This window comes from uncultured Metabacillus sp. (assembly GCF_947503125.1).
GTDB lineage: Bacteria > Bacillota > Bacilli > Bacillales > Bacillaceae > Metabacillus.
This window is the reverse complement of the sequence record NZ_CANNCR010000048.1, coordinates 1-18,077: the sequence shown is the minus strand read 5'-3', so window position 1 is coordinate 18,077 and position 18,077 is coordinate 1. Positions and strand designations below refer to the sequence as shown.

At 39.8% G+C, this 18,077-nt stretch carries 15 protein-coding genes; 1 reads left to right on the top strand and 14 read right to left on the bottom strand.

The features are described from left to right. Window positions 1–46: 46 nt before the first annotated feature. The 14 genes from Q1B07_RS20855 to Q1B07_RS20790 form a co-directional block, all read right to left on the bottom strand. Window positions 47–856, bottom strand: coding sequence for a histidinol-phosphatase (locus tag Q1B07_RS20855; RefSeq protein WP_299093793.1), 810 nt, complete (start codon window positions 854–856; stop codon window positions 47–49). Window positions 857–1,089: 233 nt separating this feature from the next. Beyond that, a complete protein-coding gene (locus Q1B07_RS20850; protein WP_299093794.1) occupies window positions 1,090–1,653 on the bottom strand; it encodes a PepSY domain-containing protein in 564 nt (187 codons plus the stop codon). A 123-nt stretch (window positions 1,654–1,776) separates the two neighbouring features. Then, complete coding sequence (locus tag Q1B07_RS20845; RefSeq protein WP_299093795.1) at window positions 1,777–2,526, bottom strand: PepSY domain-containing protein; 750 nt, start codon at window positions 2,524–2,526, stop codon at window positions 1,777–1,779. A gap of 152 nt (window positions 2,527–2,678) precedes the next feature. Continuing rightward, window positions 2,679–4,031 carry a HAMP domain-containing sensor histidine kinase gene (locus tag Q1B07_RS20840; protein WP_299093796.1) on the bottom strand — a complete coding sequence of 451 codons (1,353 nt, stop codon included), beginning with the start codon at window positions 4,029–4,031 and terminating at the stop codon, window positions 2,679–2,681. After that, on the bottom strand, window positions 4,028–4,729 hold the full coding sequence (locus Q1B07_RS20835; RefSeq protein WP_299093797.1) for a response regulator transcription factor: 702 nt from the start codon (window positions 4,727–4,729) through the stop codon (window positions 4,028–4,030). Before Q1B07_RS20835 ends, Q1B07_RS20840 begins: the two co-directional genes overlap by 4 nt. Before the next feature lie 234 nt (window positions 4,730–4,963). After that, entirely contained in the window at window positions 4,964–6,280 is a 1,317-nt protein-coding gene (locus Q1B07_RS20830) for an MATE family efflux transporter (protein WP_299093798.1), read from the bottom strand. Window positions 6,281–6,350: 70 nt separating this feature from the next. Then, window positions 6,351–7,172 carry a nickel import ATP-binding protein NikE gene (nikE, locus tag Q1B07_RS20825; RefSeq protein ID WP_299093799.1) on the bottom strand — a complete coding sequence of 274 codons (822 nt, stop codon included), beginning with the start codon at window positions 7,170–7,172 and terminating at the stop codon, window positions 6,351–6,353. A gap of 15 nt (window positions 7,173–7,187) precedes the next feature. Further along, window positions 7,188–8,015 carry a nickel import ATP-binding protein NikD gene (nikD, locus tag Q1B07_RS20820; RefSeq protein WP_299093800.1) on the bottom strand — a complete coding sequence of 276 codons (828 nt, stop codon included), beginning with the start codon at window positions 8,013–8,015 and terminating at the stop codon, window positions 7,188–7,190. Between the two features lie 5 nt (window positions 8,016–8,020). After that, window positions 8,021–8,863: a nickel ABC transporter permease subunit NikC gene (gene nikC, locus Q1B07_RS20815; RefSeq protein ID WP_299093801.1), complete on the bottom strand. Its 843-nt coding sequence runs from the start codon at window positions 8,861–8,863 to the stop codon at window positions 8,021–8,023. Beyond that, window positions 8,860–9,804 carry a nickel ABC transporter permease subunit NikB gene (gene nikB, locus Q1B07_RS20810; protein ID WP_299093802.1) on the bottom strand — a complete coding sequence of 315 codons (945 nt, stop codon included), beginning with the start codon at window positions 9,802–9,804 and terminating at the stop codon, window positions 8,860–8,862. The genes nikC and nikB overlap by 4 nt, the downstream gene beginning before the upstream one ends. A gap of 16 nt (window positions 9,805–9,820) precedes the next feature. Beyond that, window positions 9,821–11,446, bottom strand: coding sequence for a nickel ABC transporter substrate-binding protein (gene nikA / locus Q1B07_RS20805; RefSeq protein ID WP_299093803.1), 1,626 nt, complete (start codon window positions 11,444–11,446; stop codon window positions 9,821–9,823). A gap of 488 nt (window positions 11,447–11,934) precedes the next feature. Beyond that, a complete protein-coding gene (locus Q1B07_RS20800; RefSeq protein WP_299093804.1) occupies window positions 11,935–12,915 on the bottom strand; it encodes a C-terminal binding protein in 981 nt (326 codons plus the stop codon). Between the two features lie 888 nt (window positions 12,916–13,803). Next, the gene (locus Q1B07_RS20795) at window positions 13,804–14,937 is read right to left on the bottom strand and encodes a toxic anion resistance protein (protein WP_299093805.1); all 1,134 of its coding nucleotides are present in this window, start codon (window positions 14,935–14,937) and stop codon (window positions 13,804–13,806) included. A gap of 20 nt (window positions 14,938–14,957) precedes the next feature. Continuing rightward, the gene (locus tag Q1B07_RS20790) at window positions 14,958–15,584 is read right to left on the bottom strand and encodes a 5-bromo-4-chloroindolyl phosphate hydrolysis family protein (RefSeq protein WP_299093806.1); all 627 of its coding nucleotides are present in this window, start codon (window positions 15,582–15,584) and stop codon (window positions 14,958–14,960) included. Window positions 15,585–15,886: 302 nt separating this feature from the next. Between Q1B07_RS20790 and Q1B07_RS20785 the strand changes: the two genes are divergently transcribed. After that, complete coding sequence (locus Q1B07_RS20785; protein ID WP_299093807.1) at window positions 15,887–17,737, top strand: YecA family protein; 1,851 nt, start codon at window positions 15,887–15,889, stop codon at window positions 17,735–17,737. The last annotated feature ends 340 nt before the right edge of the window (window positions 17,738–18,077 follow it).

Sequence of the window (18,077 nt, the reverse complement as noted above, 5' to 3'; positions counted from 1 at the left end):
AGAAAGTAACGCTATACAACCAAAGCGCGTTACTTCTTTTTGCTTTTTAAAGTGCAGTCATAACCCGCTTCTTTTCCACAAAATAAGCCCATTCTTTAAAGCCGATTTCCTTTAGCCGTTTTTTCACCTGTTCAAATTCATCGCCAATCCGTTCAGGTTTATGAGAATCCGAGCCAAAGGTGACTTTTACATTATAGAAGAGGGCGCGTTCCAGGATATCGTCCGATGGATACCAGCCGCCGCAATCCTTTGTTTTTCCGGATGTATTGATTTCAATCGCAATATCCTCTTCACCAATCACTTTTAATGTTTCTTCCACAGCTCCTGTTTCGATGTCTGAGAATGCCGGATAAAATCCTTTCATCGCATCAATATGTCCGAGGATTTGAAAGACGCCGCTTCTCGCTGATTGCTGAATTAGATCATAATATTCTTCCTTCACTCTTACTTGCTCTTGAGTGGTCAGCCCTTCCCAGCGTCCTTTTTTAAAAATATTTAGATCCTGCACATAATGCACAGAGCCAATGATGTAGTCAAACGGATGGAGAAGATATTGATCTCGATAAATATCGATATAATTAGGGTAAAAGTCGCTTTCCATTCCCAATAAGACGTGGATTTTATCCTTGTATTTTTCCTTTAAACGCATGACTTCTTCAATGTACGGGACAAAATCACTTTTCGCCATGGCAATCGTTGGATACAGTTGATCTTCTTCGCTGTAAAAATAAGGTGAGTGATCTGAAATCCCAATATAGTCAAGCCCGTATTCAATGGCTTGCTTTACATAATCCTCAATTGTACCGATAGCATGTCCACAAAGTTCATTATGTGTGTGAAGATCAAATTTAACCATATTTTTAAACCTCCTACTAAAAATACCCAATTTCTCTCTTTTCATCATAGCTTAGATTTCTGCTTTTTTCCATAAAGAAAGCTCGCCGACTGTCGCTGCTGTCTTTAAACTTAAATTCGTAAAATTAACGATTACGTCAAATTCGCTTCTTCGCTGCCAATTTACTCTCTCTTAAACGTTAAAAGAACCCCCACTATTTTACGCGTGGGGGCTCTATTTATACCTCTATTCCTTTAATCATCATCACCGTCGTCATCATTGTCATCCATTTCAAGCTCTGTGACCTTTTTCGTTACAGCATCTATCGTAAGTTCCGCTTTGCCGTCCTTTGTCTTTAACTCGATATCATATTCATATCTGCCGTCATCTTCATCTAATGAGATTTCAACAACTTCACCTGTCACATGTTTTTTCGCAATCTCAATGGCTTCTTTTTCTGAAATAATATCTGTTGCTGCAGCTGCTTGTAGCTCACGGTCGTCATCATCGTCGTCATCTCGGTTTTCATCAACTTTTAGAATTTCCGCCGTATATGCATCAACATCAATATCAAAATCCTTTTGGTCTTGATCAATGTCTACCTCATAATAGGTTTTCGAAAAATCCTTTTCCAATTCAACGCTTTCGACCGTCCCTTTTACCTTTGCCAATGCAGCTTCCTTCGCTTTTTCAATACCGATCAATTCCTTTGCTTGTGAAGCTTTTTGACTGTCCTCTTGTGCATATCCATGATTGATTGCAAGTGAACCACCTAATACAACGGCTGCTGCCAATGTCATTGTCACGATTTTTTTCATTTCTTTTTCCTCCTATGTTTTTCTGTTTTCGTCTTACAGTCTCTACTATAAACAGCAAAAATGAAAGGAGAAGAAAAGAAAGATTAAAATTTGATGAGAAACGGATTAATTTTTTCTCTGGATTTACTCTGATTCATCTTCATCGTCTTCATCTTCAGCTTCTTCATGGTCTTCCCATAACACGGTTTTAACTTCACGAGTATAGGCATCGACTTGGATGACAGCATCTTCACCATTTTCTTGTTCAATCTCAATTAAATAATATGGCGATTGATCAGGTGGTTCCTCAAATTCCACATCATCAACTGTTCCTTTCTCTTCTTCCAGAGCGAGCTTAATTGCTTCCTCTTCTTTTAAAAGGCGCGACGGCTCAGTTGCAGTGCCAATGATCTCACCAGAATAAGAATCAATTTTGAATGTAGTTGAAGTATTGTTTTTGCTGACAACCGCTTTGTAGTACGACGTTTCTTTTTCTTGCAAATACTCAATTGATTTTACTTCACCTTTTGCAGCAAGAATTTCTTTTACTTCATTTTCAGTTAACTGCTTTTTTTCCGGTTTGCTTGGGGGTTCCTCTTTTGTTGGCTGCTCAGCCTTTGTTTCTCTTTTAACTGAAATGACCTCACCGCTTTTTGCATCAATTCGAATAAGATAAGTCCCCGTTTCAAGCTTCATCGTAACCCGATATTCATCATCTGATTTTATGGTCTGAATAATTTTACCAGGATAGACCTCCTTTGCGGCTTCATTTGCTTCAGCTTCTGTTAACGTTTGGGCAGATAATGATGGTACCCACCATTGCAAACTAATGAAGAGAATCAAAGCTAAAACGATCACACTTCCAGCGAACCAGAACCATTTTTTCTTGGTCATTTTGTCACACCACCACTATATTTGGAATTGCTAAAAAAATCGTAAAGCTGCAAAAAAATTAATGAAAGTTGCAAAATTCCATTTCAAAAAACTCTATAAAGTTGTTTCGATTATTATATCGCTGCAAGATGAGAATTTACTGAGAAATCACATTAAGCTAGCGGTAAAAACAACGTTACCGTTGTTCCCCTGCCTTCAAGGCTGTCCATTTCGATCCTGATGTTTATCGCGTCGGCAATTTCTTTTGCTACTGAAAGTCCTAAGCCTGAACCGCCATGCTTGCGGCTTCTTGCTTTATCAACACGATAAAAACGGTCAAACACCTTCGGCAGGTCCTGCTTCGGAATGCCGATTCCTCTGTCCTCAATGCGGATATAGGCTTCCTTCTCACTTGTTTTCCCAACATAAACAGCAATTTCTTCATCACTATACTTACGGGCATTGTCTAAAAAAATAAACAAAAGCTGCTTTACTTTTTGACGATCGGTCGTGACACTAATTTCTTCCGTCACATGGATATCAATCTGGCGCTGGTAGGTATTTTGGAACACTTTTGCTGACTCTGCTGCAAGTTCATGTAAATTGAGTTTTTCAAGCTCGATCTTCCATTGTGCTTGATGCTTTGCCAGCAGCAGCAATTGCTCGGTCATGTCCCTCATTCTTACCGCTTCAGAATGTATTGCGTCGATTGATTCATCAAATATATCCGGCTGCTTTTTGCCTCTTCTTTTTAACAAATCGGCATAGCTTTCAATAATTGTCAGCGGTGTTTTTAATTCGTGTGAAGCATTTGATACGAATTGCTCCTGCTTTTCAAAATTTGTCTCAAGCAAATCCATCATGTGGTTAAAGGTGTTGCCCATCTCAACGAGCTCATCCTTTGATTTCCCTTTTAGGTTCAGACGTTTAAATTGTCCGCTTTTTTGAATGTCCTTCATCGTATCAATCATCGAACGAATCGGACTTGTAATAAGATTACTTAAAAGACTTGTTGAAATAAGCACAGGGATCATGGCAATCAACGTTACTGCCAGGAGGACAACTCGAAGGATCGCCAGCATCTCCTCTGTTCTTTCAATACTCTTTGTAAATTGCAAATTGACAATGCTTCCGTCTTTCCAAATGATCGGATTTGATGTGAACACATATTTTTTTTGATGAAACGTGATCACGTCACTTTTTTCACCAGGATAAAAGGTTGTGCTTCTGCCTTTTAACTCTTGTTCTGTCCGGGATGTAATCGTTGTGGGCTTATCCTGCTCAAAGACAATTTGCAGCATTCCATCTACAGGTACATAGGCACGAAGCAGATTTCCAGGGTCGGCAATATTCATTACGTCTACACTGACTTTACTAGCCACCATCGCAGCCTCTGATTTGGAACGTTCAAGCTCATTTGAGATCATCATCTTGCTGAACACAAGATAAATCGAGACATTCATGATGATTAACAAACAACTAAATAAAACAGCGGTATATAGATTGATTTTATTTCGCAGTCTCATTTTGCATCCTTTAAAACGTAGCCAACGCCTCTTACCGTATGAATGAGCGGTGTCTCATAGTTGTAGTCAAGCTTTTTTCGAACATAGCGAACATACACATCGACTATATTTGTGTCGCCAAAATAATCATAGCCCCAAACCGCCTCTAAAATCTGATCCCGATTTAATACTTGCCGCTTATTTTTCAATAAATAAAGCAGTAAATCATATTCCTTTGGTGTCAGCTCAATTTCATCCTCGCCCCTCATGACTTCACGCGTCTTTTCATTCAGCTTTAAGTCCCCGGCTGTTAACCATTCCTCCGCTTCAGGTTCTGCGGCAGGTGCAGTTGCACGCATTCTTAGCACAGCACGAATTCTTGCAAGCAACTCCTCTATTTGAAATGGCTTTGTGATATAATCATTTGCTCCAAGATCAAGTCCTGACACCTTGTCCTCAACAGAGCCCTTTGCCGTTAGCAGGATAACCGGTGTATATGAATCCTTCGCCCGGATCCGGCGCAGCAGTTCAATCCCGCTTAGTCCCGGCAGCATCACATCCAGCAAAATCAAATCCCATTTCCCCGAACGATACGCTTCAAGCGCCTCTATTCCATCTGACGCCTTCACGACCTGGTAGCCTTCAAATTCAAGCTCTATTTCAAGCAAACGTTGAATTTTTTCTTCGTCCTCTACAATTAATATTGATTCGTTGTTCATGGCCGATCCCCCTTATACGTTCCGAAACCTTAGCTATTCATCTTTCATGATAGCTAATTATGTCAGCAATTTCCACGAATTGTATGAAGTGATAATACGATTGTCCTTTTAACATATAAAACACCGTTCTATTTTGAACGGTGTTTTGAGGTTGTTTACATTTTGTTATCTACAATACTATTTTTTAAGTGCTCCTAAAATGTTTTTTAATTCTTGCGGCTTTACAAATACCTTTTAAACGCCCTCCGATAGATGCAATAATTTTTTATTTAATCTAGGAGTATACATAACAAGGAACCCGGATCGTCCAATTGTATAGACAATGAAGGCAAGCCATAGGCCGTGATTATGCCAAATAGGGGTTACTGTGATTTGGATAATAATATAGATGATCATGGCGTAAATCATCGAGTTTCGCACGGGTGCAATTTCAGTTGCTCCTGTAAAGACACCGTAAATAACAAGGCCGAAACAAGCAGCAAACGGGTAGATGATAAGCCATCCTCCATACTTGGTTGAAAGTTCGATCACACTAGGTAGATTTGTAAAAAGCTCAATAATGTGTTGTTGAAATACTCCGTATACGCAAGCGAGGACAAAAGCCGTTATCACTGACCATTGCGTTGATAAGCTTAGCGTCTTTTTATATAAATTTTCATCATTTGCTCCTACCGCTTTGCCGACAAGAATACTCGAGGCGTTGGCAAACCCATCAAAGAAATAAGCCATAATGTAATGAATTTGAAATAACACAGCATTGGCAGCTAGTAATTCTGTACCAAACGAGGCACCTTTTGCTGTAAACATATTAATAACGACTAATAAACAAATCGTTCGGATAAACAAATCCTTGTTAACATTAAACATCTTTTTCAAAGACTGTGTATCAATAAGTGCTTGAATGGATGGCATTTTCCATGCAAACGGTGATGCCTTCATAACAATGAGCAATCCTAATACGAAGGCTGTCATTTCAGAAATCAAAGTGGCTGCAGCGACTCCTTTTACAGCAAAAGAAAAGACATGGGCAAAAAGAATCGCCAACATCATGTTCAAAACATTCGTTAATACTTGCAAAAATAAAGATTCTTTAATCTTCCCCATCCCCATTAACCAGCCAAGAATCACGTAGTTCATCAATGTGAAGGGAGCTCCCCAAATTCGGATTCGAAAATATTCAGCTGCAAACTTGCTTACATCCGAATCAGGGGCAATTAATGTAAGTGCGGCATATTCAATCGGCCATTGTAAAAGAATAAAACACATACCTACAATAGCAGCTAATAAAAATGGACGGGATAAAGCAAGCACTCCTTGAGTTGAATCGCTTGCCCCGTTAGCTTGTGCGGCAAAAGCAGATGTGCTAACCCGTAAAAACCCGAAGACCCAATACAATGTATTAAAGATAAGGGTCCCAACGGCAACACCGCCAATATAAGCTGGATCAGGCAGCTGCCCGACAACGGCTGTATCGACAGCCCCTAATAATGGCTGTGTCATCGTTGAGATTGTTAGTGGGATCGCTAAAGCCAAATAGGCACGATGATTCATCCACCTTTCCTCCTTCAAAAACAAAGGCCCCGATTATATAAATGAATCGAGGCATTCGAAAAAATATCAATTAACGATGGCTAACCCTCGTTCGAATCGAGCGAAACCGTGGGTGCTCGGCAAGGATCGACCCGCGCATCTCTTTTACGACAGGATGTTCAGACGTAAAAAACTGATCTTTTGATTCGTAAAAGTCGACTAATTCTCCTTTTTCTAGCACACCTAATGTATCACTTATCGTATAAGCAGCTTTAATATCATGGGTAATAAAGAAATAAGATAACCCGAAGTCTTCTTTTAGCTCCTTTAGTAATTCTAAAATAAGGGTTTGGTTAACCATATCCAGACTGCTGACAGATTCGTCTAGAACAATCAGCTTTGGTTTAAGGGAGATCGCTCTTGCAATATTAATCCGCTGCAATTGCCCGCCGCTAAATTGATGCGGGTATTTTTTCAAGTCCGCTTCACTTAGTCCAACCCGCTCCAATAATTCAATAATTGTTCGTTTTTGTTCAGCTGCTGTAAGCTTTTCATAGTTTTCTAACGGCTCGGCAATAATCCGTTCGGCTGTCATGCGGGGATTCACGGATGAGTATGAATCCTGAAAGACAGCTTGAATATCGCGACGAATTTTTTGGCGAGTCTGCTTATCTGCCGTATAAATCTCATGGCCTTGAAACAAAATTTGTCCAGTTTGTGGTCGTTCCAAACCAAGAATCACTTTTCCTAACGTACTTTTGCCAGCCCCGCTCGTACCAAGCATTCCTAAGCATGTACCCTCCTCAATCTCAAGTGAAATATCGGATAGTACTTGTTTAGAGCGGCCTTTCCTGTTAAAAAACGTTCGAGATCCGTAGCTATGACTGACTTCTTTTACTTGTAATAAACTCATTTGTTCACTCCTTATTCAAGCAAAATGGATAAGCGATTCGTCAAAATGTATTTGTGAGCGTGCATTTAGCAGTTTTTTCGTATACTCATGCTGCGGCTCATCAAATAGTTGAAACACATCCGCTTTTTCTACGATTCTGCCATTCTGCATAACGGCTACTTCATCGGCCATTTCCGAAATGACGCCAAGATCATGGGAGATTAATAAAATGGCTGATCCAAATTCAGAGCGAATTTTATCTAAGTGGTACAGCACTTTCTTTTGATTATTTACATCAAGTGCGGTAGTTGGCTCATCCGCAATAATCACGGCTGGATGCAAGCAGGCGGCAATGGCAATCATCACCCGTTGCAGCATACCGCCGCTCAATTGAAAAGGATATGATTTTAATAGATTAGCAGGATTGGGCAGGTTCACATGCTGCATGGCCTCAATGGCAAGCTCTGTTGCTTGTTTTTTACTCCACCCTGTATGTGAGCGAATGGTTTCAATAAATTGGTGGCCAATCGTAAAAACAGGTGTAAAAGCATTCATCGGATTTTGCATAATAAAGGCAATATCCTTGCCGCGGAACTTCCGCATTTCTTTATCAGCTAAACCGTTCAATTCGCGCCCTTGTAATGTAATACTTCCTTCAATCGTTGTCGTTTTCCGATCAAGAAGCTGAAGAATGGACATACTTGTCACAGTTTTACCGCAGCCGCTTTCTCCAACAAGACCAAGTACATGTCCACGCTTTAGTTCAAAATTGATCTCTTGAACAAGTGGAATAACACCATCTTTTGTTTTTACCTGCACATGTAAATCTTTCACTTGTAACACATTCGACTGTTCTGCACCCAATATTCTCATCCCTTTTTAAAATCTCGTTTGACACCGTACCGTTCTGATAACGCTTCGCCTAGTAAATTGAATGTAACTATAACAACCATTATGATTAATCCTGGATAAAGCATTAATTCTGGATTTGTCCGAATATATGATTTTCCTTCGTGAATCATCGCTCCCCATTCAGGTGTAGGAGGTTGCACTCCTAACCCTAGAAACGACATCGCGGATATATCCATAATCGCCCAGCCCATTTCTAATGTACCCATGACGACAAGTGGCGGGAGCACATTTGGAACAATATGATTTTTAATGATCTTCCATTGCGAAGAGCCGCTTATTTTCGCAGCTGCAATAAAGTTTTGTTCCTTCAGACTAAGGGCCATTCCTCGGAACATTCTTGCGTAGTAGACCCATTGCACAAGCATCAGTGCGATAATCACTTGCGTAAGTCCAGGTCCGAAAATACCAACAAGTCCAAGAATAAGGATAAGACTTGGGAATGCCATGACACCATCGCAAAACCTCATTAAAACATGATCAATAATGCCACCCTTATACCCTGAAAAAGTGCCAACAAGTAAACCAATGAGGATGGATGAAATAAAAATTAGCATCGCAAAACCTAATGAAAGGCGCGCCCCATATAAAATCCGCGAAAAGTTGCATCTGCCTAAATGATCTGTTCCTAACGGATAAGCCCAAGAAGGCGGCTGAAGTTTATAAGCTAAGTTGACCGCAATCGGATCATTTGGTGCAATCCATGGCGCAAAGATCGCAATGATCACAAGAATACTTAATATAATCGAACAGATCGGAATAACTTTTTGACTTCTGAATATCTTAGGTACACTTATGATCATTGCTGATGTCCTTCTTTCCTGGAAATACGCGGGTCAATATACATTTGAATTAAATCAACAAGTAAGTTACTTAAAATAAATAAGGTGGCTGCAATCAGCACATAGCATTGAATGACCGGTATATCACGATTAAAAATAGCTTCAATAAAATACCGCCCGAATCCTGGCCAAGAAAAAACGGCTTCAACAATGATGGTTCCAGTCAGTAACTTCCCAAGATTCATCCCAAGTCCCGTAATCATCGGGGAAATGGCAATCCGTAAGACATGCTTGGCCATTATCGTTGTTTCGTTAATTCCTCTTGTCCTCGCAAATAGCACATATGGCTGTTGCAAATTTTCAAGCACACTCGCACGCAGCAATCTTGTATAGATGGCAATTAACGGCAGGGCCAGTGTCACAGAAGGCAGAACAAGATGCTGCCATGTCCCAATACCTTCAACTGGAAAAAGATCAAGTTTAACAGAAAAGAAAAAAATCAAAAGATAACCGAGCCAAAAAGAGGGAATCGATGCCCCTAAAAACGAGAGAATCCTACTAAAATGGTCGATTACGCTATTTTTCTTTACTCCAGCAAGAAATCCTAGCGGGATACTCACTAGAACAGCTATGACAATACTTCCTAAAGCAAGCTGGAAGGTTGCCGGGATTCGGGCTGTAACCTCATCCCAAACTGGTTTATTCGAAACATAAGATATGCCAAAATCAAGCTGGCATATCTTCATAATTGAGTTTACATATTGAGTGAAGAATGATTGATCTAAACCAAACTCCTGTCTTTTTTGCTCCAAAATCTCATCGGTCGGTTGAATATGGGCGGCTGCTAAGTAGGCCTCAGCCGGATCTACCGGTGAAAGATGGATCATTCCGGTCGTAAGAAGTGTAGCGAAAAGAAAAACCGGAATAATAGATATCATGCGTTTCAAAATATAGGTGCCCATGAAAGCCTCCTGCTACTTACTGCTCAATGCTAATTCCCGTGAATGGATGTTCGTCGCGATTAGCAGGGAAAGTAAAATTAGTAACATCCTTTTGATAAATCGCTGTTTTCTTAACATAAGAGATCGGAATAATCGCTCCCTGATCTTGGATTGATGTTAAAATTGACGAGTATAGCTGTTGGCGTTTTTCCTCATCTGTTGTCTTCGGAACCTCGGCGATTTGTTTCAGTAATTCGGCTTTGTTCGGATATGCTGAAATCGCCTCATTAAACCCAAATCCTTCTGACAAAACAATGTTTAAGAATGTATGAGGATCATAAGGAGCTCCGTAGTTACTAAAGAAATTAATATCAAATTTATTATCTTTAAATCTCTGAATCTGCTCTGTTAATTCTACACCAACAATGTTTAATTTTACACCAATGGCTCCCCACTCAGCTTGCAGCGTTTCTGCCATTGTTTTTTGAATTGTTTCTGCTGAATCATACATCAACTCGACTTCAAGAGGCTGTCCATCTTTTTCACGAACCGTTTTTCCTTTAGGAAGCGTCCACCCTGCTTCATCTAATAACGATTTCGCTTTTTCTACATCATAATCAATGACCTTAGCGTCATTGCCTTTTGTGTAAGGGAGGTTTGTCGGTAAAATATAATCTGCTTTTTCCTCGTAGCCAGATGTAATCCCTTCAACAAGTGCTTCTTTATTAAAACCATAATGCAGCGCTTGACGTACCCGTTCATCGGAAAGCTGTTCTTTCGTTGAATTGATGACTAGCTGCCTTGTTGCAACTGGTTCTGAAATGCTCGTTTCATAATCTCCCGTAGATTCCAATTGTTTGAAAGCATCTAAACTGATCAAACCTTCTCCGTAAATTAGGTCCAGCTCACCTTTTTCAAAAGCAAGTACCCTCGTTTCCGCATCAGGAATGACCTTCACTTGGATTTTTTCTTCCTTTGGCAGCTCGCCCCAGTAATTTTCATTGCGTTTGAAAATCGCATATTCATCCGTTTTATACTCTTCCAATACCCATGGACCTGTACCAATTGGTTCAACGACACCTTTTGAGGTATCACCATCTTCAGGGAATCCAGCTTCACCTAAGAAACGAACTGGCCTGACAACAGCTAACTCTTGAATCGTTGGATAATATGGTTCGGTTAATATCAGTTTAAACGTATGTTCGTCGATTACTTCAGTTCGGTCGATTTTCGTAATGAAACCTAACCAACTATGCAAATCAACATTGTTTAAAATCGTATCAAAATTCTTTTTCACAATTTCTGCGTTAAAGCTTGTACCATCGGAAAATTTCACATCTTGACGAAGATGAAACGTATATTCTTTGCCGTCCTCCGAAATGTCCCATGACTCAGCTAGATGCGGTTTTAGCTCGCCGCCTTCTTGATAGCTTACTAACGGTTCATACACCATCGACTGCGCAAATAATTGTGAAGGATTATAAACATGGGGATTCATTTCTCCTATATCTCTCGGCCAAGCGATCGTAAACATATTGTCATTATCGTCATTTGACGCTGAATCAGTATCGCTGGCATTTGTACAACCAAGTAATATCGTGGATAAAAATAGAATAATGATTGCTGTTATTAAAATATTTCGACTATTTGATTTATTAAACAAAATGGTGCCTCCTAATTAGAATTGATAATCATTTTCAATTTTAGGCAGGAACCATAAACTTGTCAATCTAATATCGGAAACTTTCTTTCTGAATTAAAAATGCTATGATCCTATTAATCCAATTCATGACAACTTTTTAATGAGATTGATTATAAAGGTGAAAAAATGACAAAAATGGGGATAGAAACGTCTCACTTAAGGAGGGGAAATTTGTGAACACAAGACAACTGGTAATCTTTACTATTATTTTTATCGTCATTTGCTCACTTGCCAACACCTATGCATTTCCCAATGACACAGAACCCACCAAAACCCACTCAACTCAGAGAACGATTGAACGCCAATTAAGCACCCCATGAAATAAGGCCAGTCCCTCAATTAAAAGGGACTGGCTCTATTTAAACACCTTATTTGTCAACTAATGCATTCCCTCACCGTCATTTTCAGTCGAAGGATGTATTTTCCGGGAAATAAACGTCTGCTTTTGACTATTTTGATAAATGAATCACTTCATCGTTCACCAAATATTTTGGACGTTTACCTTGTAAGGCATCTGCGGCATTTTGAGTGGCCTTTTGTCTTAGTTCGACCTCAGATTGTTCAGAGTACCAGGCTATATGCGGATTCAAAATAACATTATCCATTTTTAGCAGCGGATTTGCTGGGTTAATTGGTTCTTTTTCAATTACATCTAAAGCGGCACCAGCAATTTTTCCTTCTTCAAGAGCACGAATTAACGCTTGTTCATCGATGACAGGACCTCTTGATGTGTTGATAATAAATGCTTCTGGCTTTGCAAGGGAAAACTGTTCATCACTGATCATCGCTTCTGTTGCCTTTGTAAGAGGGGAATGAACGGAAATAAAATCAGAAAGCTGCATTAGTTCATTTAAACCTACTAATCTCGCAGCATATTTATCTGCAGTCTTATCAGAAATATACGGATCGTAAATCAATAGCTCCAACCCAAAGGCTCTCGCTTTTTCAGCTAAGTTTTGCGGGATTTTTCCAAACCCTACGAGCCCAAGCACTCGTCCTCTGAGGCGATAGATCGGTATTCCCAGCTTGTAATCCCACACACCTTGTTTGACCGCATTGTTCAATTGAACGATTTTTCGTGCTGAAGCAAGCAGAAGACTAAAGGCGTGATCTGCCACTTCATCAACACAGTAATCGCTTACATTCGTAACCATAATACCTCTTTCTGTTGCAGCCTCTACATCAATCGTGTTAACTCCTACTCCGTACCTTGAAATAATTTTCAAATTCGGCAAGCTTTCAATAACCTTTCGAGTAATTGGTGCATATTGATTAATCAGCCCATCTGCATCCTTACACGCAGCAATCACCTCGTCTTCTGTATCGCATTGCGCTATGATCAATTCCATATTTGCCTTTGCTAGTACTTCTTTTTCAATCTGTAAGTTTTTATATTCATAATCTGTTACTGCTACTTTATATTTTTCCACCATGCTCCCTCCCATTGGAACTTATCTTCTTATATGGTATTGATTCTATTTTCATGGGGATTTCCCTGCAAAAACCTTTTTTAGATAAATCCTCTGTAAAATTAAAAGTGTGATCAAATCCTAATAAGAAAGGTCAAGCATCATGTTTACCAATTGGGAGGGTGTGTGGGGTTTCTCATTTTTTTGGATTCTATGAGACTTTTCTTTGGTTCTCTTTCTTAGTTTTGTCTTTGAGAAGCCTTCTATGAGACTTTTCCTTGATTCTTTTTCTGGTTTTGTCCTTGAGAGGCATTCTATGGGACTTTTCTTCACTTCTTTTTCTGATTTTTGTCCTTGAGAGGTATTCTATGGGACTTTTCTTCGCTTTTCTCATTGAGTTTTGTCCTTGAGAAGCCTTCTATGAGACTTTTTCCTTGATTCTTTTTCTGGTTTTGTCCTTGAGAGGCGTTCTGTGGGACTTTTCTTCACTTCTTTTTCTGATTTTTGTCCTTGAGAAGCCTTCTATGGGACTTTTCTTCACTTCTTTTTCTGACTTTTGTCCTTGTGAGGCCTCCTATGAGACTGTTCTTCACTTCTCATTCTGTAGTTTATCCTTTAATAGACTTCTTCAGAATTCATTTCCCAAAAAGTTCGCCAGTCGTCTGGGCTGTGAAGCTCATGTTATTCTCCTACGTATAATTTCTACTAAAAAAAGCGCAAGGCGCCTGCCTATCGGCGACAAGCATAAGGCGAACAGGAATAGAAGGTGTACTTTACCTTCAATTCCTGTTTGACTAGACCCTAGAGCCGATGGCGCCTGGAGCTAGATTCAGAAACGCAAGCTATGTTAAGAAAATATATAAATTCTGATATTACAAGAAAAAAGAGAGTACCTCCATACTCTCTTCTTCACAGCCTAGCCAGTTTCTTCTTCAAATCCGTCTCCATCGAAGCCAAATCCTGCTCAGCCTGCAGGCGTTTTGCGCGGCCCTCGGCTTGAATGCGGAGTGTCTCCTCAAGTGTGGAAACTAAGTGATCCTGTACTTTCTTTAGTGTGTCGACATCGATAAGACCGCGTTCGTTTTCTTTTGCCGTTTCAAGTGTATTGATTTTGAGCATTTCTGCATTTTTTAATAAAAGGTCATTGGTTGTTTTTGAAACGAGCTTTTGCGCTTCAACGGCGTTCTTTTGGCGAAGCAGAGTAAGTGCGATCGCTACTTGGTTTTTCCAAAGCGGGATGGCCGTTGTGATGGACGACTGGATTTTTTCGACTAATGCTTGGTTCGCACTTTGAATCAAGCGGATTTGTGGTGCACTTTGCATCGTGATCTGTCTGCTTAGCACAAGGTCATGTGTTCGTTTTTCCAGGCGGTCGGCAAATTGCATCAGATCATTTACCTCCTGAAAAGCCATTTGATCCTGAGTCAATTCAGCCTTTTTCTTTAATTCAGGAATAGTCTTTTTCTCTAATTCCTCAAGCTTCAGCTCCCCTGCTGCAATGTACACATTTAGAGCATGAAAGTATTCCTTGTTCTTTTCATAGAGCTGTTCAAGGACATTGATATCCTTAAGCAGATCATTCTTTGAATGTTCAAGCTTAACGCTGATCCGATCGATTTGCGCACCGGTTTTTTGGTATTTTGACAGCACTTCCTGAACGGAGTTTGAGATTTTCCCAAACATTCGAGAGAGCATATTGCGTTTGACCGGCTTTAAGTCATCAGGACTTACCTGTTCAAGCTTTTTCATAAGGTCACTGATAATGACGCCAATCTCGCCGCTATCCTTTTTTTGTACATGGTCAAGCATTGTATGGGAAAAATTCATCAGCCTTGTTTGCGCTTGTGTTCCATATAAGGAGATCGCTTGCTGGTTTTTCGGATCGATTTGCTCGGCAAGCTGGATTGCCTTTTGACGGTTTTCCTCAGGTAAAACATCAATCAGTCTGCCAGGTTTTGCTGGTGCTGCTTGGTCATCGTTCACAATCTCGGTGTCGCCAAATGGATTGGCTAGTAAATCATCAAGTTCATTTTGTTTACTCATATGACAATACCCTCCAACGGTCATTTTTTATTGGTTTTATCGATGGTAAGCTTTGCAACGTCTAATTCAAAATGTAAATGATCAAGGTCCTTAGCCAGCACATCATATAAATCCTTTTCCAGCGTTTCCGCAAGTTCTTCAATCGTTCTGCGCGTCTCGCTTAAGGAAATATTCAGCTCTACGTTTTTCTTCGGCTGCGCTGCTAAAAATGCATATTTTTCACTTATTTCTACCATTGAATCCAAGTGTGAATAAAAGAATGGTTCTACTAAATAAAAACGCTTTGGTTCATTTTTTGTAATGGAGTAGATTTTGTTCACAACACGAATGATCTCGATATTTTGTTTAATTGAACCAATGGTTCTCACTTGTAAGAGCGATTTGCGTAGCCTTCTGATTTTTTTGCTCGCTTCCTCTAAATTCTTTTTAATATAGAGATATTCTTTCCTTGTAAGCTGATTCTGCTTCAAAAAACGTCGGGAAGTGATCCCTTTCATTGTCAGGTAAACAAGCCCGCCCCCGCCCAGCGCATACCCGCTTGAATAAAGAAAGGGTTGATCTAATGGAAAAAAACTAACAAGCCATATAGTGCCTGTAGAAAAAGCAGCTGTTGATGAACGAAGTAAAAAATGAAAGAATTGTTTCATTCGAATCGACTCCTATTAGTTTAACTACTATAAGTACGTATTGTGCAGGAAGAAGGTTTCATTACCGCAGGAAAAAACAATCACTTGAATAGTTCGGTAACTTCATCTAAAATCACATATGGTATAAGAAAAGCGTAAGCGCCTTGATCAGCCTAGGGCAAATAAGACGATTTAGAATAGAAGGCGTTCTTTGCCTTCAATTCAAAATTGGCTAGACCCTAGAGGGGCTAGGCGCTGGAGCTAGACACCAAGACTAAGTTCAAAAGTTATAATTTCTTATCTTATAAAAAAAGGTGATCAATTTGACAGTAAAACGTAACGATCCATGCCCATGCGGCAGTGGAAAAAAATATAAGAAATGCTGCTTGAATCAAGCGAAGGTCGTTCAAATCCACGAAGTAAGAGAAGAACGATTTCTGCAAAGCAAACATTTGCTTGTGTTAAAATTAAAAGAGTTTATCACAAAAAAAGTATCCGCAACTCAATATTACCAGCTGCAAGCCGAATTTAAAAAGCGTACGCTCCATGCCATTAAAGGAAAGTATGAAACCGGCTTTTTTGAATTTTGGCTGTTTTTCTTCCATCGTTTTGAAAACGGGCTTCGCGGCATCGAATGGTTTAATCAGGAGTCGCGCCTAACAGCAGAAGAAATGCAAATGGCGAAAACGTGGGAGGAGCTAACACCGAAATTTGTCCAAGCTGTTGATAAGAAAGATGAGATCATTGTCTTTGAAGATATGGATACGAAGGAACAATACCGCGTACCTATGTTAAAGGACACAGATCCTGCATATATTCCTTGGTATGGTACGTTTGCCCTGCTAGAACCGTATAATGATCTCTTCTATTTTAATGGTGTGCGCGTCTTTGAAGATCCTTATAGTCTGAGCAGAGCGATGAAAAAGGTTGAAGAGTTTACCGAATCTACAAAGCAAAGCCGTGAACAGGTTATGTTTGATTACTTCCCGGAAATTTTAGCAGCGCTTATCACGGATCAGGACGCTGCTCTTCATGAAAAAAGAGAGATCCATGACTATTTGCTAGACTATAAAGTGGAGGATGATGAGGCGGTAACCAGCTTCTTACAAGGCCAGGAACAATTTATCATTGATACATGGGAAGAAAACAAAAAGCTATGCAGCTGGATTGACTGCTGGTATTCCTATACAGATACAGAAATTTCAGGTCCGGTCCTTATTGCTGAAATCTTTGGAAAGATCTTTTTAGAAAATGGCCATTTACAGTTTACAAGCTTGGATTTTGCCCGTGTAGAAGAATTTAAACAGATGATCAAAAGCTTGCTTGATCGTAAAGCATTGACATTTATCGAGGAAAAAACAAAAACCTTCTCCATTCCAGTCCAAGCGGAAATCAGAGATATGGTCTTGTCTTTAGAGCCTGACACACCGCCGTACTTTGGCGTTTACGCTCAGCATGACATTCGCCTTGAATTCGATAAGCCAATTCGACAATTTAACGGCTTGTCGATAAAAGAATTAATAGAGGAAGGCAGAGTTGAGGAGGCCGAGCATTGGCTGAAGCAAATGGAATACAGTACGTATCAAGCTGTTAAACAGCAAAATAAAGAGGTTATCGCAACAGCAGACTATAATTCCATTCGCAGAATGCTCGGACTCCCGCTTTCACCATTTGTAACGGGCGGGGAAACGCGACAATCACAAATTGAAAAGCTGGGAGCTCCTAATCACGGTGAAGGAACAAAAGCTGTGAAAAAAGAGGACATTCCTTACTATGAGCAGCTAGGCTTTACTCCTGATACAATTGACAATTTCTATGCAGAGGATTTCATTGCCTTCTTTAAGGAAAAGACAGAAGGAAAATCTGAAAATACGATTCGAAAATACCGAAGCAGCTTAGAAGACTTGCGACTCATTCTTGAGCAATCAAACAATACAAGCTGGGATGACTGTGACCAAGCATTCTGGAAACGTGTTTTCACAATGGATTTCACAGGCTTATATGAAATTTTAACCAAAACAGCGATCAAGGATTTCATCAGCGTAACGAAAGCTCTTGCCAAGTGGCTTGACCAAAAGCAAAAATCAACGTCTTTATCAAAAACAGTCGTGAAGGTAACAAAAGATACGGAAGAGGAATTGCTTCGTTCGCTTGAATCAATTGTACCTGTATAATAAGGTTTATGTGTTGCTTGTTTAATTATTAAGACCAAGTTATAAAAAATAAAGGGAGATACATATTAGTCATGTATCTCCCATATAATTCTTGTTCAACAATCGCGTCCTGGTTTAAGCGGAATCTTTAATGATTATAAAGGGAAGTTTAGCAAGCAGTAATAGTGTGGAATTTTTGAATAAAAGTTAATAAGGTTCTATCCCCATCCGTGAGGTGGCTATTTAAAGTTATTACCCTTACTCAATAAATATCTTCGGAAGACAAGTCTGAAATGAATACTCTGGGCACCCAGTTAAAAAATGGGCATAGCAAAACAAGCCATCGATCGATGACTCAACT